Origin of the sequence: Actinocrispum sp. NPDC049592 (assembly GCF_040675465.1) — a bacterium.
GTDB lineage: Bacteria > Actinomycetota > Actinomycetes > Mycobacteriales > Pseudonocardiaceae > Kibdelosporangium.
In genome coordinates, this window is record NZ_JBFAPA010000017.1 from 22,873 (window position 1) to 44,990 (window position 22,118).

Annotated in this window: 14 protein-coding genes and 1 pseudogene; 4 read left to right on the top strand and 11 right to left on the bottom strand. The window is 69.5% G+C overall.

The annotated features are described in order from the left end of the window. Positions 1 to 369: 369 nt before the first annotated feature. Positions 370 to 3,690 (bottom strand): error-prone DNA polymerase, encoded by a 3,321-nt coding sequence (locus AB0J95_RS35050; RefSeq protein ID WP_364767883.1) that lies wholly within the window; start codon positions 3,688 to 3,690, stop codon positions 370 to 372. A 117-nt stretch (positions 3,691 to 3,807) separates the two neighbouring features. On the opposite strand from AB0J95_RS35050, the gene AB0J95_RS35055 reads away from it, so the two are divergent. Then, positions 3,808 to 4,542: a hypothetical protein gene (locus AB0J95_RS35055; protein ID WP_364767886.1), complete on the top strand. Its 735-nt coding sequence runs from the start codon at positions 3,808 to 3,810 to the stop codon at positions 4,540 to 4,542. A 1,807-nt stretch (positions 4,543 to 6,349) separates the two neighbouring features. Here AB0J95_RS35055 and AB0J95_RS35060 read toward each other — a convergent pair. From AB0J95_RS35060 to AB0J95_RS35075, 4 genes and pseudogenes are all read right to left on the bottom strand, one after another. Continuing rightward, positions 6,350 to 7,759, bottom strand: a pseudogene (locus AB0J95_RS35060) (DNA polymerase Y family protein); the annotation flags it as partial. A gap of 31 nt (positions 7,760 to 7,790) precedes the next feature. After that, on the bottom strand, positions 7,791 to 8,210 hold the full coding sequence (locus AB0J95_RS35065) for a hypothetical protein (protein ID WP_364767889.1): 420 nt from the start codon (positions 8,208 to 8,210) through the stop codon (positions 7,791 to 7,793). Continuing rightward, a complete protein-coding gene (locus AB0J95_RS35070; protein WP_364767892.1) occupies positions 8,207 to 8,896 on the bottom strand; it encodes a hypothetical protein in 690 nt (229 codons plus the stop codon). Before AB0J95_RS35070 ends, AB0J95_RS35065 begins: the two co-directional genes overlap by 4 nt. 137 nt (positions 8,897 to 9,033) lie before the next feature. Then, positions 9,034 to 9,723 (bottom strand): GntR family transcriptional regulator, encoded by a 690-nt coding sequence (locus AB0J95_RS35075; RefSeq protein WP_364767895.1) that lies wholly within the window; start codon positions 9,721 to 9,723, stop codon positions 9,034 to 9,036. 101 nt (positions 9,724 to 9,824) lie between these two features. On the opposite strand from AB0J95_RS35075, the gene AB0J95_RS35080 reads away from it, so the two are divergent. Continuing rightward, positions 9,825 to 11,078 (top strand): MFS transporter, encoded by a 1,254-nt coding sequence (locus tag AB0J95_RS35080; protein ID WP_364767898.1) that lies wholly within the window; start codon positions 9,825 to 9,827, stop codon positions 11,076 to 11,078. After that, positions 11,075 to 11,842: a putative hydro-lyase gene (locus AB0J95_RS35085; RefSeq protein ID WP_364767901.1), complete on the top strand. Its 768-nt coding sequence runs from the start codon at positions 11,075 to 11,077 to the stop codon at positions 11,840 to 11,842. The genes AB0J95_RS35080 and AB0J95_RS35085 overlap by 4 nt, the downstream gene beginning before the upstream one ends. On the opposite strand, the gene AB0J95_RS35090 is transcribed toward AB0J95_RS35085, so the two are convergent. Beyond that, positions 11,827 to 12,999: a phytase gene (locus AB0J95_RS35090; protein WP_364767904.1), complete on the bottom strand. Its 1,173-nt coding sequence runs from the start codon at positions 12,997 to 12,999 to the stop codon at positions 11,827 to 11,829. The genes AB0J95_RS35085 and AB0J95_RS35090 overlap by 16 nt on opposite strands. Before the next feature lie 118 nt (positions 13,000 to 13,117). Between AB0J95_RS35090 and AB0J95_RS35095 the strand changes: the two genes are divergently transcribed. Next, complete coding sequence (locus tag AB0J95_RS35095) at positions 13,118 to 16,285, top strand: S8 family serine peptidase (RefSeq protein ID WP_364768570.1); 3,168 nt, start codon at positions 13,118 to 13,120, stop codon at positions 16,283 to 16,285. A 56-nt stretch (positions 16,286 to 16,341) separates the two neighbouring features. Here AB0J95_RS35095 and purH read toward each other — a convergent pair whose 3' ends face one another. The 5 genes from purH to sucD form a co-directional block, all read right to left on the bottom strand. Further along, positions 16,342 to 17,910, bottom strand: a complete 1,569-nt coding sequence (gene purH, locus AB0J95_RS35100) for a bifunctional phosphoribosylaminoimidazolecarboxamide formyltransferase/IMP cyclohydrolase (RefSeq protein WP_364767907.1) — start codon at positions 17,908 to 17,910, stop codon at positions 16,342 to 16,344. After that, positions 17,907 to 18,527 (bottom strand): phosphoribosylglycinamide formyltransferase, encoded by a 621-nt coding sequence (gene purN, locus AB0J95_RS35105; protein WP_364768572.1) that lies wholly within the window; start codon positions 18,525 to 18,527, stop codon positions 17,907 to 17,909. The genes purH and purN overlap by 4 nt, the downstream gene beginning before the upstream one ends. A gap of 55 nt (positions 18,528 to 18,582) precedes the next feature. Then, complete coding sequence (locus tag AB0J95_RS35110; RefSeq protein ID WP_364767910.1) at positions 18,583 to 19,953, bottom strand: DUF6350 family protein; 1,371 nt, start codon at positions 19,951 to 19,953, stop codon at positions 18,583 to 18,585. A gap of 151 nt (positions 19,954 to 20,104) precedes the next feature. After that, complete coding sequence (locus AB0J95_RS35115) at positions 20,105 to 20,797, bottom strand: DUF5336 domain-containing protein (RefSeq protein WP_364767913.1); 693 nt, start codon at positions 20,795 to 20,797, stop codon at positions 20,105 to 20,107. 432 nt (positions 20,798 to 21,229) lie between these two features. Then, positions 21,230 to 22,114, bottom strand: a complete 885-nt coding sequence (gene sucD / locus AB0J95_RS35120; protein ID WP_364767915.1) for a succinate--CoA ligase subunit alpha — start codon at positions 22,112 to 22,114, stop codon at positions 21,230 to 21,232. Positions 22,115 to 22,118: the final 4 nt, after the last annotated feature.

Sequence of the window (22,118 nt, forward strand, 5' to 3'; positions counted from 1 at the left end):
CGATCCTGGTGGACCACTGGGCAAGTGATCCACGAACCCCTCAACGTGACACCACAAGTACAGCAGCCACGCCTTGCACAGGTCTTACACGCCACTCAAGCCGATGAACCCCCCATGAAACCGCCCACCCCCACACTCCTCCCCCTGTGGACAACTCCCCACCACACCCCCATTTCTGTCACCCCTCCCGCGTAACGTGAAAACTGGGGGTCCCCCCACGCGGGGGACGCTCGTCGCGGCGTGGGCGGGGTGGGCGCGGCGCCCAGGTGGAGTGTGGGTGCGGCGGTCAAAATGCTGCGTGGGTGCGGCGCGAGTGGGTGTGGGCAGCGTGCGTGTGGTGGCGGGCGAGGGGGTGTGGGAGGTAGGGGGTCAGCGGAAGTCGCGGGATTTGGAGGGGATGCGGAGGTCGAGGTGCTGGAGGCGGTCGGCTTGGAGGCTGATGACGCCTTCGGCTTTTTCGATCACGCCGCGGACGAGCATGGCGGCGCTGGCCCGAGCAACCCGCCGGTACCGCGCCCACAGGCCGGGTGAGCACACGACGTTGACCATGCCGGTCTCGTCCTCGATGTTCAGGAACGTCACGCCGCCCGCGGTCGCCGGCCGTTGGCGGTGGGTGACGGCGCCGCCGATGAGGACGCGGGTGCCGTTCTCCACGTCCTTGAGGGAGGCGGCGGGGACGGCGCCGAGTTCGGTGAGCTGCTCGCGGACGAACTGGGTCGGGAAGCTGTCCGGGGACAGGCCGTTGGCCCAGACGTCGGCGACGGCGGTCTCCACGTCGTCCATGCCGGGCAGCATGGGCGCGTCGGTGCTGACGGTGGTGCCGGGCAGTTTCTCGGGGCGGTCCTCGGCGACGGCGCCCGCGGACCACAGGGCGGCGCGCCGGGTGATGCCGAACGAGCTGAACGCGCCCGCGGTGGACAGCGCTTCCACTTGTGGTGTGGTCAACCGGATCCGGCGGGCGAGGTCGGTCATGCTCGCGAACGGGCCGTTCGCCTCGCGGTCCTCGACGATCAGCTCGGCCGGCCGCTGGCCGATGGTGCGGATCGCGCCGAGGCCGAGCCGGACCACCGAGGTCTTGTCCGTTGTGGACAGTGGTTCGAGGGTGGCGTGCGGGAGGCTCGCGTTGATGTCCGGGCCGCGGACGACCACGCCGTGCCGCCGCGCGTCGGCGACCAGCGACTGCGGCGAGTAGAACCCCATGGGCTGGGCGCGTAGCAGCGCCGCGCAGAACGCGGCCGGGTGGTAGTACTTGAAGTACGAGCTGGCGAACACGAGGTGCGCGAAGCTCAGCGCGTGGCTCTCCGGGAAGCCGAAGTTGGCGAACGCCAGCAGCTTCGTGTAGATCTTGTCGGCGAGCTCGCCGGTGATCCCGTTGCTCGCCGCGCCTTCGTAGAACCGGTCGCGCAACCGTTCCATCCGGTAGGTGGACCGTTTGGAGCCCATCGCCCGGCGCAGCTCGTCCGCCTCGGCCGCGTCGAACCCGCCCACATCAACGGCGATCTGCATCATCTGTTCCTGGAACAGCGGCACCCCAAGCGTTTTCTCCAGCGCGGGCCTGAGCAGCTCGTGGTCGTAGGTGATGTCCTCCAGGCCGTTCGCGCGGCGGATGTAGGGATGCACCGAACCACCCTGGATCGGGCCGGGCCGGATCAGCGCGACCTCGACCACCAGGTCGTAGAACTTCCGTGGCTTCAACCTCGGCAGGGTCGCCATCTGCGCGCGGCTCTCCACCTGGAACACTCCGACCGAGTCCGCCTCGCACAGCATGGTGTAGATGTTCGGGTCCTTCAGGTCCAGGTTGCCGATGTCGACCTCGATGTTCTCGTGCTCCCGGACCAGGTCGGTCGCGTAGTGCAACGCGGACAGCATGCCCAGGCCGAGCAGGTCGAACTTGACCAGCCCGATCGCGGCGCAGTCGTCCTTGTCCCACTGCAGCACCGACCGGTTGTCCATCCGCGCCCACTCGATCGGGCACACCTCGCCGACCGGCCGGTCCGCGATCACCATCCCGCCGGAGTGGATCCCCAGGTGCCGCGGGAACCCCTCCAGCCGGCCGGCCATCTCCAGCACGACCGCGGGGATGTCGTGGTCGTTCTCCTCCACAGTGGACTGGACCGGTCCCCAGCGGTCGATCTGCTTGCTCCACGCGTCCTGCTGGCCGGGCGAGTAGCCGAACGCCCTGGCCATGTCCCGCACCGCGGACTTGGCCCGGTAGGTGATCACGTTGGCGACCTGGGCGGCGTGCCTGCGGTCGTGCTTGCGGTAGACGTACTGGATGGCTTCCTCGCGGCGGTCGGACTCGATGTCCAGGTCGATGTCCGGCGGGCCGTCCCTGGCCGGTGCGAGGAACCGTTCGAACAGCAGGTTGAAGCGGACCGCGTCCACGTTGGTGATGCCCAACGCGTAGCAGACCGCCGAGTTCGCGGCCGATCCCCGGCCCTGGCACAGGATGTCGTTCTTCCGGCAGAACCGGGCGATGTCCCACACCACCAGGAAGTAGCCCGGGAAACCGAGCTCCTCGATAACCTTCAGCTCGTGCGCGATCTGTTCGTACGCCCTGGGGTTGCGCTCACGCGGGCCGTACCGTTGCGCGGCGCCCGCGTAGGTCAGCTCGCGCAGGTAACTGTCCTCTGTGTACCCCGGGGGCACGTTGAACGGCGGCAGTTTCGGCGCGACCAGGCTCAGGTCGAACGAACACGCCACACCGAGCACCGCGGCCCGGTGCACCGCGCCCGGGTAACGCCGCTCGAACCGTTCCCGCATCTCCTCGCCGGACCGCAGGAACGCCGTCGCACCGGGCGGCAGCCACCCGTCCAGCTCGTCCAGGCTACATTGGGCACGCACCGCCGCCATCGCCGCGGCGAGCCTGCTCTGTTCGGGCTGGGCGTAGTGCACCGCGTTGGTCGCGACCGTCGCCAGATCGAACCGTTCGGCCAGCGCGCTCAGCTGGTCGTTGCGCATGCTGTCGCCGGGCAGGCCCTGGTCGGTCAGTTCGACGAAAACGCCGTCCTTACCGTAAATCCCGACCAGTTCCCGCAGTTTCGCCGCCGCCGCGTCGACCCCGGCGAGCTCCAGGGCCCGCCGGACCGGGCTTTTGCGGCACCCGGTGAGCAGGACGCAGTGTTCTCTGGTGTTCTCGTAGAGCATTTCGAGGTCGTACTCGGGTTTGCCCTTCTCCTGGCCCGCCAGATGACCGTTCGTGATCGTGTCGCAGAGCCGCCGGTAGCCCTGGAGATCGCGGGCGAGCAGCAACAGGTGCTCCCCCTCCGGGTCGGGAACACCGTTCTGCGGCGCGGAAAGGCCGAGGCTCAGCTCGGTGCCGAACACCGTGCGCACACCCAGTTCCTTGGCCGCTTCGGCGAACCTGACCACGCCGTACATGCCGTCGTGGTCGGTGATCGCTATCGCTTCCAGGCCGAGCAGCGCGGCCGCCTCGACCAGTTCCTCCGGATGGCTGGCGCCGTCCAGGAAGCTGAAGTTCGAGTGGCAGTGCAGTTCCGCGTAGGGAACGTGACGCCGGATGACCGGATCGTCACTCGCGCCAGGTAAGTTGATCTCCGACGGGCGGCTGTACGGCGCACGGTGATGGGTCCAAGCTGGACTGTCGCCGCCGTCACCAGCGTGGTAAGGCTTACCGGACAACGCTCGTTCCAGCTCGGTCCAGCGCACCGGCGGGTTGTTCCAGCCCATTTCTCACCACCTGCCGTCATTTCCCGGTTACCAGCAACTGCCCAACCGGGCAGACTTTGGTCCAATCGACTGCGGAAACTCTTCATTTGGCGCGTTCCCCGCGTCTACCGTCCAGCCGTGACTCAGAACCCGCAGGACCCGTACCGGCCGGGCCAGGGCCAACCCGGTGGTTTCCCGCCACCCGGGCAGGGCCGACCGCAGGGTCCGCCTCAAGGCCCTCCTCAGGGCGGCCAGCCGCCTTACGGCCAGCCCCAACCGCCTTACGGTCAGCCGCAGCAGCCGTACGGCCAGCAGCAACAGCCCTACGGCGCCCCCGGCGCCGGCGCGAAGATCCCCGAGGTCCCCGCCTTCGCCCAGAAGTTCACCGGCTTCGGCGCGAACTGGGGCACCGGCGGCGCGCGGCCCACGCTGCCCACACCCAAGAGCGTGATCTGGGCGTTCCTGCTCGCCGCGGGCGGCGCCGTGATCAGCATCCTCTACAGCATCCTGTACATCATCTCGTTCTCCGGGTACTACCTCGGCTTCAGCGGCACGGTGATCTTCCAGATCATCATCGCCCTCGGCCTGGTCGTGCTGGCCGTGATGATGCGCAACGGTGCCGAGTGGGCGCGGATCGTGCTCGCCGTGCTCGACGGCCTCGGCGTGCTGTTCGGCCTGATCGCGCTGTTCGGCATCGGCCTGGTGTTCACCGTCACCGGTGGCTTCGGCGCGGTGCTGCTGATCTTCCTGCTGGTCCAGCTCGCGGCGCAGGGCGCGACCCTGTTCTTCCTGTTCCAGCCCGACTCCAACGCCTACTTCAAGTCGGCCGCGGGCCCCGGCCCCGGCCAGCCAGGACCCCAGCACTTCGGCTGATCATCCATCGGCTGACGTTGCCGCGGGATCAGCTCGGCGAGCAGATCCTGAGCCATGTCACGGTCGGACCGGTACAGCGATGAGAAGTTCTCGAACATGTGTTCGAGTATGTCCCTGTGGGTCACCCGGGTCAAGTTGAAGGCGGTCGCGCGTGTCGCGACCGCCTTCACTGCGTTCATCCTCAGAGGACGGTCGCGAGTGGTCAGTCGTAGTGCGCGTGCAGGCGCCAGCCCCCTTGCGTGTAGGTGACCAGGAAGGCGGTTGTCGGGGTCGCCGGGCGTTCGGGCACCGCCGCGGTGTGCGGCTTGCCAGCGGAGGGCGCGGCGGAGATCGGCGTGATCGGCGCGGGCTCATCGGAAGTCTCTGACGGGGCAGAGGTGGGCGTTGTTGGGGCGGGGAGCGCGGAGGCGGTGGGCGTGTGGGAAGCAACAGAGGTGGGGGCAGTAGGTGTGAAGGTCTGATGGATGGTCGTGGCTGAGTTGGATTCGGGCGTGGAGGGCGGGCCGGTGTGAGAGGCGAGATGGGTGTGCACTGAGGAAGTGCCAGTTGTTGTGGAAATGGGTTCGGGGAGGGGCATGGCTGTGACGGGTCTGATGGGGATGGGGGCCGCGACGGTGTTGGAGGGGGCGGGGCCTAGGAGGAGTTGAAGATGGGCTTGGGGGTTGAAGGTGCTGGAGGTGAGGGCGGAGATCGGGGCTTGGTTGAAGAATGCGGTTGGGGGTAGGCGGGAGGCTGGGGTCGAGGAAGGTGAGGGGCGGGGCGGGGTTGCGGTGGATGGTCGAGGTGGTGCGGCGGCGGGAGTTGAAGTGGTGGTGTGAGTCAGAGGTGCGGTAGCGGCATGAGGTGGCGATGAGGTGGCGATGTCGGTTGAGGGCTCAGTGATGGCATGCGGTGGAGGTGAAGTGACGTCTTGGGTTGGGGAGGGGACGTGGGGTGAGGAAAGCGTGTGGGGTGAGGTAGGGGCGTGGGGCGAGGACAGGTTGTGAGGCAGGGAAAGGGTGTGTGGCGGGGAGGGATCGCGAGGAAGTGATGGGGCGGTGGTTTGAGGTGCGGGCGCCGGGATGGTGCGGGGCGAGGATGGAGTGATCGTGTGCGGGGAGGGCGAAGTCTGAGGCGGGATGGAGATGCGGGGCGAAGAGTGGGGATGAGGCGGAATGGCGGCGTGAGGTGAGGAAGGTGCGTGGGTTGAAGGTGAGGTAGGGATGTGGGCCGCGGATAGGTTGTGAGACAAGGAAAGGGCGTGCCGCGGGGAGGGATCGCGGGGAGGGGATGAGGCGGTGGTTTGAGGTGTGGGCGATGGGGTGATGGCGGGCGGAGAGGAGGTGTGCGTTGAGGGCGAGGTCTGAGGGCGAGGCGAAGCAGGGGTGTGTGTTGAGGGTGGGGTGATGGCGGGCGGGGAAGACGAGGTGTGAGGTGGGGTGGCGGCGTGAGGTGCGGAGGGAACGTAGGGCGGAGATGGGGTGGCGGTTTGAGGTGAGGGCACCGGGGCGGTGCGGGGTGAGGATGGAGTGCGGGGTGGAGATGGAGTGCGAGATGAGGAGGGCGTGCGGGGTGAAGTGGGGGCGCGAGGTGGAGTGAGGGTGTGGGGTGAGGGTGACGGAGGGGTGAGTGGTGTGGGGGTGAACGGGGATGAGGTGGGGGTTGGGGACGAGGTGGGGGTTGGGGACGAGGTGGGGGTTGGGGACGAGGTGGGGGTTGAGGACGTCGGGGTGGGGGTCGAGGTGGATGGGGTGGGGGTTGTGGTGGTGCGAGTGGACGTTGGGGTGGAGGGGGTTGGGGGTGGGGTCCACCAGTGGGGGTCGGTGAGCCAGGGGCCTGCGTGGGCGAGGATGTGGCGGGGTGGGCCGCCGTTGATGCGGATGGTGGTGGGTGGGGCGGAGAGGGTGTGGCGGGCAGTGAGGTGGACGGGGTGGTTGTGTTCGTCGAAGAGTTCGGCGGGGATGAGGTCGGGGAACACGACGGTGGGGGACGGTGCGGGGAGGCGGCCGGGCCACGGGAGGTCGGGGTCCGATGTGGACTGGCGGTCCTCGCCCCACGGCACCAGGCGGACCCGGCTGAGCGGATCACGCCCGCCCTCCAGGACGGGGGTGGTCACCCCCTCGGGACCGAGCAGGCCCTGGACGCGCACCATCGCCCGAGCGGCCCGTTCCTCGGCCTCGGCATAACCCTGGCCACGCCACAGATCCAGCTGCAGCGCACGCCCCTCGACGACCTCCTCCGGCTCAAGCCACAGCAACCGCAGACCGGAGGTCGGCCCACCCGCGCGTAACCAGCCGTCCAGCTGCCAGCGCACCCGGTCGGCGATCCCGTTGGGGGTCAACGGTTCCGCGCACCGCCAGACCCGGCCCAGCTCCTCGCCCCGCTCGCTCAGCGCGTAGATGCCCAGGCGGGTGCACGCGAGCCCGTGCGCCGCCAGCCCTTCGTGCAACCGGTCCGCGAGCGACCTGGCCACGAACGCCGCCGCGTCCACCCGCTCGACCGGCGGGTCCAGCTCGGCGCGGACCGACAGGTCCGGTGGCGGCCGGCGGCGCGCGGGTGGCCGCTCTTCCAGCCCGCGCGCCAGCCGGTGCGCACGCATCGCGTCGGCGTCGAACCGGGACAGCACGTCCCTTTCGGACAGCGACGCGAACGCGCCCAGCGTGCGCAACCCCAACCGCCGCAACAGGTCGATCAGCTCGGCGCGGTCCGGCCCGCCGGGCTGGTGCAACTCGGCGACGGACAGCGGCGCCAGGAACTCCGCGCTGCGCCCCGGCTCCACCAGCACCCCGCGCCGCGCCGCCAGCGTCGCCGCGAACAGCCCCTCGGCCACTCCGACCTGGCTCTCCACCTCGGTCCGCACGGCGACCTGGTCGACCAGTCGCTCGGCCGCGCCCTCCTCACTGCCGAAATATCCCGCCGGTCCCTGCGCCGGGACCGCCACCACGCCCGGCCGCACCACCTCGACCCCCACGGCCAGCTCCTCGACGGCCGCCGCCACCGCCTCGAACAGCCGCGCGTCCCGCACCGGATCGTCGTCGAACACGACCAGCTCGGGACACTTGCCCTGGGCCTCGCGCCGGCGCATGCCCCGCCGGACGCCCTCGGCCCGCGCCACGGCGGACGTGGCCACCACCCGGTTGGCGGCCACCACCGCCATCGGGACGGCGAAGGGCAGGCCTGCTACCGAAGCGGCCGCCACCACCGGCCAGTCCGGGCACCAGACCACGAGAGTTCGCATGATTCGAACATAGGTGCGGTTTTTCTGAGGGTCAACCGATGTCGCTCGAACGAGTGATCACCGGCATGAGCAGCTCGACCTCGGTGCGGCGCCGGTAAAACTCCACGTCAGGACGCTTGGGGTCGGCCCTGGCCAGCGCGTGCAGCTCCCGGAAGCCGGGGCCGATCCCGGAGTAGACACCGGGCGGCTCCCCCTCCAGCCGCAGATAGTCGCCGCCGGCCACCTCGCCGACCTCCAGCCCGAACCGGCCGGGCGGGTCGCCGGGCCGGATCCCGGCGCAGACGAGGTACTCCTGAGCCCTCTCGTCGAACACCCCGTAGAACCTGCGCTCCCGCAACCCGACCACGCCCTCCAGCTCGGCCCACGCCCGTTGCATGGCCGGTAGCTCGTCGGCGACCCGCAGGAACATGACCGGCGCCGCCGTCCGGGTCACCCGGCGAACGACGCTCACGTCTCGCCGTCCGCGGGAGCAGGGGGCGGGGCGGCGGAAAGACCGTCCGGGGTGAGGACGACCGAGGTCGTGACCGGGCGCGCGGCGGCGCCGCGGCCGCGCGCGGCGAGAGTCAGCCTCCGGGTGTGCAGGTAGCCATGGCCGGCGTCCATTCCTGTCCACTGGCTACGCACATGCGTGACCTCCAGGTCCGCCCCGGGCCACGGGCCGAAGGGGATGAGGACCGCGCCCCGGTTGCGGGCGCGGGCGGAGAGCTTGCGGGCGTTGGCGTCGGAGATCCGGCCCGCGGCCGAGATGACCACCAGGTCCATGCCGTCGAGCAGGGCACCGGCCACGGCCGGCAGGTCCGCCCCTGGCTGGGGCACCAACGCGAGCCGTGACACGGCAACACCCAGCTCCGCCGCGGCGATCACCCCGAGCCGCGGCAGACCGATCACGCCTGCCCACGACCCTTGGGCCGTGGCTTTGGCAAGCAGCGCAAGCAGCACCGTGACGGATCCGCGCACCGCCACCGTGCTGCCGCGCCGCAAGCCACCCCAGGGGAACAGTCCCGCCAGTGCCTCGGACACCGGCAGCACGCGTTCCCCGTTGACCGGTGTCAGGGCCAGGCCACTGGCCACGCCCACCCCGTCGGGCAGGACCATGGACTTCAGCGACGCCGCTCTCGTCACTGCCGACCCTGACACCGGAACACCTCCCGCACACCGAACGACCGCCGTGGGGAGCCGGCGCGCTTCGAACACCTGTTCGATCGCTGGAACCAGCTTACCGCAGGGTCCGGCCCGGTTGTCAAGCCGGTCACCCGAACGAGAAAAGCCTTGTGTCAGGCGGGATTCAGCTCGCCGTACGCCCCGACCAGCTGATCTTCGGCGTCCTTCAGATACGCCGCCAGCATGCCCTCGGCGCGGGGTCCGTCGCCGACCGAGATGGCCGCCGCGATCTCGCCGTTGCGCAACAGGTACGGCTCGTGGAACCGGCGCGGGTCGGACATCACGTGGAAGACCAGCCGCAGCTCGGCGAGCAGACCACGCATCAGCTCGTCCACCCGGGGGCTGCCCGCCAGCGCCGCGATCGCCTGGTGGAAGCGGATGTTCGCGGTGCCCAGGGCCAGCCAGTCACTGGACGACGCCGCCTCTTCGCCCGCTTTGACGGCGGACATCACCCGATCGAGCCCACTTGGCGGGGCGGTCAGGTCACGGACCGCGGCGCACTCGATGAGCCGCCGCACGCGGTAGATGTCGGTGACGTCCTCGACGCTCAGCACCCGCACGAAGACGCCGCGGTTGAGCTCGTGGGTCAGCAGCCGCTCATGGGTCAGCAACCGGAACGCCTCGCGCAAAGTGTTGCGGGACACCGCGAGCGCGCCGCCGATCGCGTCCTCGGCCAGCCGCGTGCCGGGCGGGAAGTATCCCTCGCTGATCCGGGTCCGCAGCACGTCGGCGACCCGTTCGGCGGTGCTCGACCGGCCGAGGAGGGCACGGTCGGCGGCCAGGCCGGACACTTCGGCAGTCACGCTGTACCTCCATGGCCACGAATTTCATCCATCCTACCTCTTGAAGGATTGTTGAACGATCCTTACATTGAACTCTCATACAACTCACCTGCGAGGTGCGTATGAGCACAACGACCGCGGAGCGGACCAGGCCCTTCGAGTGGTTCCGGTCGCTCGGCTCCAAAGGCAGGCGCGCGTTCGCCGGCGCTTTCGGCGGCTACGGCCTGGACTCCTACGACTTCCAAGTCCTCCCGCTCGGCATGGTGGCCATCACGGCCTACTTCGGCCTCACCAAGCTGGAAGCGGGCCTGCTCACCACCGTCACGCTGGTCGTCTCGGCGGTCGGCGGCGCGATCGCCGGGATCATGGCCGACCGGATCGGCCGGGTCCGCACCCTGATCATCACCGTGGTCGCGTACGCGGTCTTCACGGTGCTCTGCGGGTTCGCCCCCAACTACGAGACGCTGCTCGTGCTCACAGCCTTGCAGGGACTGGGGTTCGGCGGCGAGTGGGCGGTCGGCGCGATCCTGGTCGCCGAGTACACCAGCGCGAAGTACCGCGGCCGCACGGTCGCGTTCATCCAGAGCGCCTGGGCGGTCGGCTGGGGCCTGTCGGTGGTCGTCTACACCGTCGTGTTCAGCATCGCCAGCGACGACCTGGCCTGGCGGATCCTGTTCTGGACGGGCGCCCTGCCCGCGGTGCTGATCTGGTACGTCCGCCGCAACGTCAGCGACGCGCCCACGGCCGACGAGAAGCGCGTCTCCCACCACGAGCGCGGTTCGTTCAAGGCGATCTTCCAGGGCAACCTCACCCGCACAACGATTTTCGCCGCGCTGCTGGCGACCGGTGTGCAGGGCGGCTACTACACCCTGGCCACCTGGCTGCCGACTTTCCTGAAGACGGAACGGCATCTGACCGTGGTCAACACCGGCGGCTACCTGGCGTTCCTGATCAGCGGGGCGTTCATCGGGTACGTCTGCGGCGGGTACGTCACCGACTGGATCGGCCGCAAGAAGACGTTCGCGTTGTTCGCGATCCTGTCCGCGCTGCTGATCGTCGCGTACATCAACATCCCGGCCGGGGCCAACCAACTGGTGCTGTGGCTGGGTTTCCCGCTCGGCTTCTGCATGTCGGCGATCTTCAGCGGGTTCGGCTCGTTCCTGGCCGAGCTCTACCCCGCCGAGCTGCGCGGCACCGGCCAGGGTTTCACGTACAACTTCGGCCGTGCGGCGGGCGCGCTGTTCCCGACGCTGGTCGGCCTGGTCGGGCAGAGCTGGAGCCTCAGCGAGGCGATGGTCTTCGCCGCGATCGCGTACGCCATCGCCGTCGTCGCGTTGTTCGGGCTGCCCGAGACGCTCGGAACGGAGCTGAAATGACCCCCGGGGAAGCCAGGAAGCTGTTCCGCGCCGGCACGGTCGCGCCGACCAGCGGCTGGGCTCCCGGTTACACCCAGGCCAACCTGATCGCCGTGCCGCGCGACTGGGCGTACGACCTTCTCCTGTTCGCGCAACGCAATCCGCAGCCGTGCCCGGTGCTGGACGTGACCGATCCGGGCGTCACCTCGACCCCGCTGGCCGCCGACGCCGACCTGCGCACGGACCTGCCCAGCTATCGGGTGTGGGAGTACGGCGAGATGGTCTGTGAGCTGCGGGATGCCACCCGGTTGTGGCGGTCGGACCTGGTCGCGTTCCTGATCGGTTGCAGCTTCACCTTCGAGCACGGGCTGACCCGCGCGGGCATCCCGTTGCGGCACGTCGAGCAGGGCCGGAACGTGTCGATGTACATCACCGACCGCGAATGTCGTTCCGCCGCGAGGATGCGCGGCCCGCTCGTGGTGTCCATGCGGCCGATCCCGGCCGATCTGGTGGAGACGGCGACCAGGATCAGCGCCCGGATGCCGGAGGTGCACGGGGCTCCCGTGCACGTCGGCGACCCGGGCGGGCTGGGCATCAAGGATCTGTCCACACCGGACTTCGGGGACGCCGTCGACGCGCAGCCCGGCGACGTCCCGGTCTACTGGGCCTGCGGAGTGACCCCGCAGGCCGCGTTGATGGCGTCCTGCCCGCCGTTCGCCATCACGCACTCGCCCGGGCACATGTTCCTCACCGATGTGCCCGAGGACACCTACCGGATCGCGTGAACGACGTCATCCCATCTGACGAACTTGAAGTTGGTGCTGTCCCTCGGCTCTCCCGCGTTGTGACCGTCCTGGACGGCCAGCAGGCCGTTCGGGAAGCGGGGGCCGAGGTACGCGCCGCTCACGGCGGCACCGTCGGACTCCTCGACGCTGTCGGTCTTCCCGTCGCCGATGTGGAACGAACCCTTGTACACGCCCGGCAGCCGGTACGCGGCAAAGGTGTTGTCGCCCTGGCTGGACGCCAGCAGCAGATTCTGTCCATAGTGGATGGTCAGGCCCTCGACGTCCGCTGAGATGTGCTTGCCGCCGAAGCCGGGGTCCTGACCGGGCACGCATTCCTCGGTCGACGGGTCGTACGTGCCGGGCACACCGAACTCCCGCACCTTGTCGACCAGCATGGGCTGTCCGGTCAGCCGCGCGGACAGCCGCCAGATGCCGACGTCCTCCTGGCCCGCGTACAGCGTCCCGGTCCGCCAGTCCACGACCATGCCCTCGACCTGCGGCCCCACGCCCGGCTCGTCGCACGGCGACCACTTGGCCCCGTTCGGCAACGTGAACCGCCCAGGCAGATCCAGGGTCCGCACAACGCGATAGCCGTACTTCGACCCGTGCTTCTCGACCTTCAGCAGCGCCACACGGGTCGTCTCACGGCGGCTGACCACCACGTACGTCGACCGGTCGAACGGATCCGACCACGCCGCCAGGCCGTACACCGTGCGCTGCTCGTCCACTTCGGACTGAGAGGTGTTGAACACCCACGGCACGTCCGGCGCGGTGACGTCGGCGAGGTCACCGGCCCGGTAGAACCGGACCTTGTCGTTGCCGCGGTCGGAGACGATCGCCAGGTCGCCGACGATGTCGACGTTGTTGAACCGGCCGGGCTTGTGATCGGGCACCGAAGGCGGGGTCACGTGCTTGAACTGCGTCCCGTCGAGGCGGTACGAGTACAGCCCGCCCTCCTTGGCGGTGGCCACGACGATGCTGCGGTCCGGGCGGTGCGGGTCGACCCAGATCGCCGGGTCGTCGGCGTCCGCGTTGCCGCCCGCCTCATCGTCGAACAACGGCGGCGTTTCCAGTTGAGCCAGCACGATCGGCTGACTGGCGTACGCGGGCTGAGCGGCGGCCACCAGGACACCCACGGCAAGCAGGACTTTTCGCATTCCGGGCAGCCTTCCGTCGGTTTGTGAACTCTCAACGACAAGCAGGCGAACAAAACCGGTGCAACCCAAGAAGCTCACTCGATGCAACGAAATGACTCCGTCAGGTGTCTAGTTGTACGTGATTAACAAACGCACAGCTAGTGGCTTACTGGCCTCAGCGCTGGTCTGGGGTGCTGTCGTCCCGGCCGCGACCGCCCTGGCGGCGCCGGCCGCGGTCCCGGGGTCGCCCGGGACGATCACGTTGCTCACCGGGGACAAGGTCACGCTCGGCGGTCCGCACGGCGCCACCGTGCGCCCGGCACACGGCCGCGAGCACACCAGGTTCTCGCAGTACAAGGACGAGCTCGGGGACCTGCACGTGGTTCCCGAGGACGTCCTGCCGATGCTGCGGGCAAAGCGGATGGACCCGCGGCTGTTCAACATCACCAAGCTCGTGCAGAACGGCTTCGACGACGCGAAACGCAAGGACATCCCGCTGATCGTCAGCGGTGCGCCGAACATCGCCGCGGCCAAGGTCCGTGACCTGCCGAGCATCCAGGGTGCGGCCGTACGCGTCGACAAGGCCGCGGGACTGCGCACGTTCACTGCGGCGCAACACGTCTGGCTGGACGGGCCGGTCACCGCGATGCTGGACCACAGCGTCCCGCAGATCGGCGCGCCGGAGGCGTGGAAGGCCGGGTACACCGGCAAGAACACCACAGTCGCCGTGCTGGACACCGGTGTCGACGCCAGCCATCCGGACCTCGCTGGGGCGGTCGCGGACGCGCAGAACTTCTCCGACGCCACCACCGGCACCGACGACTACTTCGGCCACGGCACGCACGTGGCCTCGATCATCACCGGGCAGCACGAGAAGTACACCGGTGTCGCACCGGACACCAAGCTGCTCAACGGAAAGGTGCTCAACGACTTCGGCGGCGGCGCCGAGTCGTGGATCATCGCGGGCATGCAGTGGGCGGCCGACAAGGGCGCCAACGTGATCAGCATGAGCCTGGGCAGCTCGTTCCCGAGCGATGGCACCGACGCGATGTCGTTGGCGGTCAACGAGATCACCGCCAAGTCGGGTGCGCTGTTCGTCATCGCCGCAGGTAACTCGGGCGGCGCTCCCGGCAGCCCGGGTGCCGCCGACGCGGCGCTGACCGTTGGCGCGGTGGACCGCAACGACAACCTGGCCCCGTTCTCCAGCCGTGGCCCTCGGTGGCTGGACGACGCCATCAAGCCGGACATCACCGCGCCGGGCGTGGACATCGTCGCCGCCAAGGCGACGCACGGCCAGATCGGTGACCCGGTCGACGCCACGCACGTCAAGCTGTCCGGCACCTCCATGGCCACGCCGCATGTCGCTGGGGCGGCGGCGATCCTGGCGGGTGAGCACCCGACGTGGAAGGCCGACCAGCTCAAGGCGGTGTTGATGGGCAGTGCCAAGCCGAACCCGGCGCTGTCGGTGTTCGAGCAGGGCGCGGGCCGGGTCGACGTGGCCAAGGCGGTCAAGCAGAGCGTGTACTCATCGCCGGGCAGCATCAGCGAGGGTGTGGCGCAGTGGCCGCACAACGACGACCAGCCGATCACCAAGACCGTGACCTATCACAACGACGGCACTGCGCCGGTCACGTTAAACGTCACCGTGGATGCCCACGACCCCAACGGGAAGACGGCTCCTGCTGGCATGTTCACCGTCACTCCCGCGACGCTGACGATCCCCGCGGGCGGCCAGGCACAGGCCACAGTCACTACAGACACACGTGTCAACGGGCCCGACGGCATCTACAGCGGTGTCGTTGTCGCCGGTGATGTGCGTACGCCGATCGCGGTCACGCGTGAGGTGGAGAGCTACAACGTCAAGCTGACCTTCCTCGGGTTCGACGGGAAACCCACGCCGGACTACGGTTTCCGGTTCGTCGACCTGGACCACCCCAAGGCGTACCTGCCGTACGACGAGTCCGGCACGGTCGTCGCGCGCCTGCCCAAGGGCCGGTTCTACCTGGACTCGTCCGTGCAGGAGCTCTCGACCCGCAAGCTGACCATCGTGGTCGAGCCGGAGTACGTGGTAACCGGGGACGCCTCGCTGACCATCGACGCGAGGGCGGCCAAGCCGGTCGGGATCAGCGTCGACAAGCCGAACGCCAAGCCGGGCCAGGCGACCCTCGGGTTCGAGCGATCCACCACCTGGGAAGGCGGCACCGGCAACTACTACGTCCTGGGCAACTTCGACGATGTCTACGTGCGCCCGTCGACGACCTCGTCCGCGCCGAAGCAGTTCAACTACTTCGCCGAGGCCAGGCTCGCCGAGGCGGACGCGCAGGGCAGCTTCAACAACAGCCCGTACCTGTACAACGTGCACAACAACACCGACGCCAAGGTTCCCAGCGAACTGGTGCAGCACGTGTCCGACAGCAAGCTGGCGAAGGTGCACTCCGAGCAGGCGACCACCGCGGCCGGCCGGTTCGGTGAGCGCGAGAACATGATCGTCAAGCCGTTGCCGTACACGCTCGAGGAGTTCTACACCCCGGACGTGCCGTGGTTCGGGTCGTTCGGCCAGAAGCTGAAGGCCGACGACTTCCAGACCGAGACCGGGTCGTACTCCGTCGAGACGCGCTCGTTCAAGCTCGGCCGCACGACCACGGAACGCTGGAACTACGGCGTTTTCGGGCCCGCTTTCCCCGCCGACCCCGGCCGTGAGTGGCGGTACGCGGGCCGCATCGGCGACCAGCTGGGCTTCGGCGTCGGCATGTTCACCGACCAGGGCAAGGGGCGCTACGGGTACTCGATGAACACCGGCAGCACTTCGTTGTACCGCAACGACAAGCTGGTCGGTACCCAGCCGTACGACGGGTCCGGCGTGTTCAACGTCGAGCCCGGGCCTGCCTCGTTCCGCCTGCACACCGAGGCGACGCGGGACCTGAATGTGTCCACAAAGGTCAGTGTGGACTGGACGTTCAAGTCCGACACGGTCACCGGGGACACGCCGAAGCCGTTCGGGCTGCTCGCGGTCCGCTTCGCGCCGAACCTGGACGCGCAGAACCAGACCTCGGCGGTGCTGCCGACGCTGCTGCCGATCACGGTGGAGAGCAACACCGGCGCCAGGACCAGGACGCCGGCAGTGCGGGTCTCCTACGACGAGGGCAAGACGTGGACGGCGTTGCCGGTGCTCACCATCGGCGGCCGGATGTTCACCCTGCTCGTTCACCCGAGGGGCGCGAAGTCGGTGTCCCTCAAGGCATCCGCGAGTGACACCCACGGCGTCACGGTTGACCAGACCATCATCAAGGCGTTCACGCTGAAGTAGTCCGATGAAGAGAAGGCCCGGTCCCGCGCGCGGGGCCGGGCCTTCTCTTCGTTGTGTCAGTGGGCGAAGTGGCGGGTTCCGGTGAAGTAGAGGGTCACGCCTCCGGCCTCGGCGGCCGCGATGACCTCGGGGTCGCGGATCGAGCCGCCGGGCTGGACGATCGCCTTCACGCCCGCGTCCATCAGCACCTGCGGGCCGTCCGGGAACGGGAAGAACGCGTCGGACGCGGCCACCGAGCCCTTGACCCGGTCGCCCGCCCGGGTGACGGCGAGGCGGCACGAGTCGACCCGGTTGACCTGGCCCATGCCGACGCCGACGGTGGCGCCGCCGGAGGCCAGCAGGATCGCGTTGGACTTCACCGCGCGGCACGCGCGCCACGCGAAAGCCAAGTCCGCCAACGTCTCCTCGTCCGCGGCCTCGCCAACGGCGAGCGTCCACTTGGCCGGGTCGTCGCCCTCGGCCTCGATGGTGTCCGACGTCTGCAGCAGCAGGCCACCGGAGACCGCGCGCATCTCGGCGCCGCCACGCCGGCGCTCCGGGGCGATGAGGATGCGGATGTTCTTCTTACGGGTCAACACGTCCACCGCGCCCTCGGCGTACGAGGGGGCCACGATGACCTCGGTGAAGATCTCCGCGACCTGCTCGGCCATGTCCACCGAGACCTCGCGGTTGGTGGCGATCACGCCGCCGTACGCGCTGACCGGGTCGCACGCGTGCGCCTTGCGGTGCGCCTCGGCGATGTCCACATCGGACACCGCGATGCCGCACGGGTTGGCGTGCTTGATGATCGCGACACACGGCCGGTCGTGGTCGTAGGCGGCCCGGTAGGCCGCGTCCGCGTCGAGGTAGTTGTTGTACGACATTTCCTTGCCGTGCAACTGTTCCGCCGTCGCGAGGCCGGCGGGGCCGCCGTGGCTGGACACGTACAGCGCGGCCTTCTGGTGCGGGTTCTCGCCGTAGCGCAGCACGTTCGAGCGTTCCCAGCTCGCCCCGACCCAGCCGGGGAAGTTGGAGCCCTCGTCGTCCGGCGCCAGCACGCTGCCCATCCAGGACGCGACGGCGATGTCGTAGGACGCGGTGTGCCGGTACGCGGCAACGGCCAGCGCCTGCCGGTCGGCCAGCTCGAACCCGCCGTCCCGCACCTTCTCCAGCACCCACTCGTAGCGCGACGGGTCGACGACGACCGCGACCGACGGATGGTTCTTCGCGGCCGCACGGACCATCGCCGGGCCGCCGATGTCGATCTGCTCGACGCACTCGTCGGGGCCCGCGCCGGAGGCGACCGTCTTCTCGAACGGGTACAGGTTCACCACGAGCAGGTCGAACGGCTTGATGTCGAGCGACTCCAGCTGCGCCAGGTGCTCGGGTTTGCGCGTGTCGGCCAGCAGGCCCGCGTGCACCCGCGGGTGCAGCGTCTTGACCCGGCCGTCGAGCGACTCCGGGAACCCGGTGACCTGCTCGACCGGGGTGACCGGGACGCCCGCGTCGGCGATCACCTTCGCGGTGCCGCCGGTGGACACGATCTCCACCCCGGCCGCGTGCAGCCCGGTGGCCAGCTCCAGCAGACCGGCCTTGTCCGAGACGCCGATCAGCGCCCGCCGGACTGGGCGCTTGGAAGATGTCACGGGATGCTCACCTTTCGTCCGTCCACAGTGCAGCCCTCGCGCACGATCCGCGCGAGCACGTCGACCAGCAGCCGACGCTCCACCGTCTTGATCCGTTCGTGCAGCTCGGCCGCGGCCGCACCCGGCTCGACCGGCACGGCTTGCTGGGCCAGGATCGGCCCGGTGTCCACGCCGCCGTCCACCAGGTGCACTGTGCAGCCGGTGACCTTCACGCCGTACGCGATCGCGTCGTCCACCGCGTGCGCGCCAGGGAACGCGGGCAGCAACGCGGGATGCGTGTTGATCACCCGCCCGGCGTAGCGGGCCAGGAACGCGGGCCCGAGGATCTTCATGAACCCGGCGGAGACCACCAGATCGGGTTCGTACTTGGCGACCGCGTCGGTGAGCGCCTTGTCCCACTCGTCCCGGTCGGCGTGGTCGCGCAGGCGGACGGTGAACGTGGGCACGTCCGCGCGCTCGGCCCGCTTGAGGCCCTCGATGTCCGCGCGGTCGGCGCCGACCGCGACCACCTGGGCGGGGTAGTCAGCCGCCTGGTCGAGCAACGCCTGCAGCAGGGTGCCCGAGCCGGAGACGAGCACGACGACCCGGGCGGGGGTGGGCGGGGCGAGCCGGTCGATCGGGTTCGGGTGAGCGCTCAGCGTGAACTCCTGGCCTGGTGGGGTCACCGCCAGCCTAGGTGTTCAGCTCTGGATCTTCCGCGTCAGGTCCGTCCTGCGCGGGCTCCTCCGGTTCGTCGTCCCCGGCTTTCGCTTCCGGCTCTTGGTCTTCGTCCGGCTCCGGGTCTTCTCCGGGTTCCTCCGCCTCAGCCGCGGGCTGGGTTTGCACGTCCTCGTCTTCGTCGGCCTCGTCCCCGGCGGCCGCTTCGGCTTCGATGGCGTCGTCGAGGAGGCTGCGCGAGGGGGCGAGGACGAGCCGCGGGCCGGTCCACCAGGCGACCGTTGCCGCCGGAAGCGCGATCCACAGCAACACCGCGATACCGAGGCTCCAGGGGTGCACACTCAACGGCGTGAAAGGGCCCTCCGCGAGCCGCCCGCCAGCTGCGATCCCGAGCCCCGCACACCCCAACGCCACGACCGCCGCCGCACCGCCGACTGCCCGCAGGCGCGCGATCGGGTCCTCGCAGGCGTCCCGCAGGACCCAGCCGACCAGCGCGCCCACTCCGAGGGGCAACAGGAAGACCACCGGCCACCAGGCGGCACCGCTTTCCGGAAACGCCGCCAGCAACGGCACGCGCGGCAACGGGCCGTTGGTGAAGTGCAGCGGGGTCGCTGAAAGGTGGCCGATCGACACGCCCGGTCCCACCGCGAAGGACGTGCCCGCCACCACCGCGTTCGGCAAGTAGGCGGTGGACAACAGGAACATGCCCACGCCGTCACCGATCCCGGGCAGGTCGAACATCCGCTCGGTGGTGGTCCACGAGGTCACGAGCCCGAACGCGACCAGGAGGGCCCCGGCGCCGAGCAACGCGACGAGGCCCAGCAGACCGGCGCGCAGGCCCCGGGTGACGAGGTCGTCGAACCGGCCGAGCAGGTCGTGGAAGCAGCCGCGCGCGGCCAGACCGAGGGTCGCCGCGACGCCGGAAACGACCGCGGGCACGAAGAAGCCCGCGAGACCGGACGCGTTCGAGGTGACTTCCGCCAGCACCAGACCGGCGGTCGCGTGGGTCGCGGTGATGGCGACGAGGATCGGGACGGTTTCGCGGACGGCGACCACCGCGAGCCGATCGGCGGCGTTCCCAGCGACCCGGGCGATCAACAGCATCATCGCGAGCGTCGGCAGCAGCGGGAGCGCGCCGAACCCGTGGCCACCAAGGGTAAGCGGGACCTGGTAGGTCGCGAGCCAGCCCGGCATCGCCGCGGTCAGCACGCCCGCCGTGGTCAGGTGCGCGCGGGTCGCCGTCGCGATCACCAGCGCCAACACCGACACCACACCCGCGTAGCCGACGAACAACGGCCACAGCGCGGACGTCAGCAGTACCCGGGCCCGGCCGCGGACGGGTTCATACGCCAGGTCGTCCTCAACGTCGGGCGGGTACAGGGACATACACCCACCCTGACACCGGCGCTAGTCCGTTCGGACCAAGGCACGCCGCCCCGTCAACCGATCAAGTGAACCCTGTCGGCGCTGCTCACAGAGTGTCCACATGCGACGGCGGGGTGGTCCGCCCGGGACCACCCCGCCGGTTCGTCCGCGATCAGTACTGCGGCGGCTGCTGCTGCGGGTACCCGCCCGGAGGCGTGCCCGGCTGGCCGAACTGGCCCTGCTGCGGCGCGAACGTGGTCTGCTGGCCCGGCGAGAACCCGGGCTGCTGCACGGTCTGCTGCTGCGCGGGGAAACCACCCGTCTGCGGGAAACCCGGCTGGGACGGCGGAGGCGGCGGGTACCCACCGTGGCCGTGGCCGTAGGGGTTCGGCGCCGGCGGCTTCACCAGACCGGTCTCGAACAGGTACGCGGTCACCGCGGCACCGCTCTGGATGATGCTGAAGATCAGGACCATCACACCGCCGGCGCCCAGGCTGGCCCCGGAGAAGACCTGGAACAGGAACCCGAGCGTGATGCCCAGCGTCACCGCGGCGGGCGCGATGCCGGTCTTCTGCTTCTCCTTGTCACCGGGCAGGATCGCCGGCGCCTGCAGCAGGCCGCCGATGAACAGGCCCGCGGGCACCCACGCGTCGAAGCTCGCGTAGAAGCCGCTGCCACTGCCGCTGACCGGCGCGAAACCGAGGAAGAGGATCAGCACGCCGAGGCCGCCGGCGACCAGCGCGAGGATCTGCGTGAGGCTCAGCTTCAGGCCGGCCCCGGGCGGGGGACCGTAACCGGGTCCTGGCGGGGACTGCTGCGGGCCTTGACCCGGGTAGCCGCCCGGTGCTCCGCTCGGGAAGGTCATCGCGTGCTCTCCTCAGCTGCTCGGGCACGATGTGGACACATATTTTCCCACCTTGGACGCAACGCGGCCCGGTCCGGTTCCCGGAGCCCCCGTTACTCCAAACGGGCAGGCCCGGACGCTACACCAGCCATACCCACACCCGCGTAAAGCCTCACCCACTCCCACCCCAACCCCCGAAAATGTCAGTCCCCCCGCGTAGCGTGGAAGTCGGGGGATCCCGGCCGAGAGCACCGATCTCTCCCTCATCCCGGGACTTGTCCACATCCCATCCCCACCCCCTCCCACCCCACACTCCCCTGATGTCAGCGTTGAAAGTGGGGGTCCCCCTCGGGCGGGGACGCTCGTCGCGGCGTGCGCAGGCTGGGTGGGCGGGTATGCGAAAGGCCGGGCACCTGGTGGTGCCCGGCCTTCCGGGTGGTGCTGGGTGGTGTGTCAGCCTTCGACGATGGCGCGGGCGAGGGCCGCGGTCTCGCTCGGGGTCTTGCCGACCTTCACACCGGCGGCCTCGAGGGCCTCCTTCTTGGCGGCGGCGGTGCCCGCGGAGCCCGACACGATGGCGCCGGCGTGGCCCATCGTCTTGCCCTCCGGCGCCGTGAAGCCCGCGACGTAGCCGACGACCGGCTTGGTCACGTTCTCCTTGATGAACGCCGCCGCGCGCTCCTCGGCGTCCCCGCCGATCTCACCGATCATCACGATCAGCTCGGTCTCCGGGTCGTCCTGGAACGCCTTCAGCGCGTCGATGTGCGTCGTGCCGATCACCGGGTCGCCGCCGATGCCCACGGCCGAGGAGAAGCCGATGTCGCGCAGCTCGTACATGAGCTGGTAGGTCAGCGTGCCGGACTTGGACACCAGGCCGATCTTGCCGGGGCCGGTGATGTCCGCCGGGATGATGCCCGCGTTGGACTTGCCGGGGGAGATCACGCCGGGGCAGTTCGGCCCGATGATCTGGGTCTTGTTGCCCTTGGCGACAGCGTGCGCCCAGAAGTAGGCCGAGTCGTGCACCGGGATGCCCTCGGTGATCACCACGGCCAGGCCGATCTCGGCGTCGATCGCCTCGAGCACGGCGTCCTTGGCGAACTTCGGCGGAACGAAGATCACCGAGGTGTCCGCGCCGGTCTTCTCGATCGCCTCGGCCACCGAGCCGAACACCGGGATCAGGGTGCCGTCGATGTCGGCCTCGGTGCCGGCCTTGCGCGGGTTCACGCCGCCGACGATGTTCGTGCCCGACTTGAGCATCCGCTTGGTGTGCTTGGTGCCCTCGGAGCCGGTCATGCCCTGGACGATGACCTTGGAGTTCTCGTTGAGGAAGATGGCCATCTGT

Bases quoted from the DNA above. Each gene is read 5' to 3' on its own strand.
- AB0J95_RS35050 (WP_364767883.1), bottom strand. From the start codon at position 3,690: ATGGGCTGGAACAACCCGCCGGTGCGCTGGACCGAGCTGGAACGAGCG.
- AB0J95_RS35080 (WP_364767898.1), top strand. From the start codon at position 9,825: ATGAGCACAACGACCGCGGAGCGGACCAGGCCCTTCGAGTGGTTCCGG.
- AB0J95_RS35085 (WP_364767901.1), top strand. From the start codon at position 11,075: ATGACCCCCGGGGAAGCCAGGAAGCTGTTCCGCGCCGGCACGGTCGCG.
- AB0J95_RS35090 (WP_364767904.1), bottom strand. From the start codon at position 12,999: ATGCGAAAAGTCCTGCTTGCCGTGGGTGTCCTGGTGGCCGCCGCTCAG.
- AB0J95_RS35110 (WP_364767910.1), bottom strand. From the start codon at position 19,953: ATGTCCCTGTACCCGCCCGACGTTGAGGACGACCTGGCGTATGAACCC.
- AB0J95_RS35115 (WP_364767913.1), bottom strand. From the start codon at position 20,797: ATGACCTTCCCGAGCGGAGCACCGGGCGGCTACCCGGGTCAAGGCCCG.
- sucD (WP_364767915.1), bottom strand. From the start codon at position 22,114: ATGGCCATCTTCCTCAACGAGAACTCCAAGGTCATCGTCCAGGGCATG.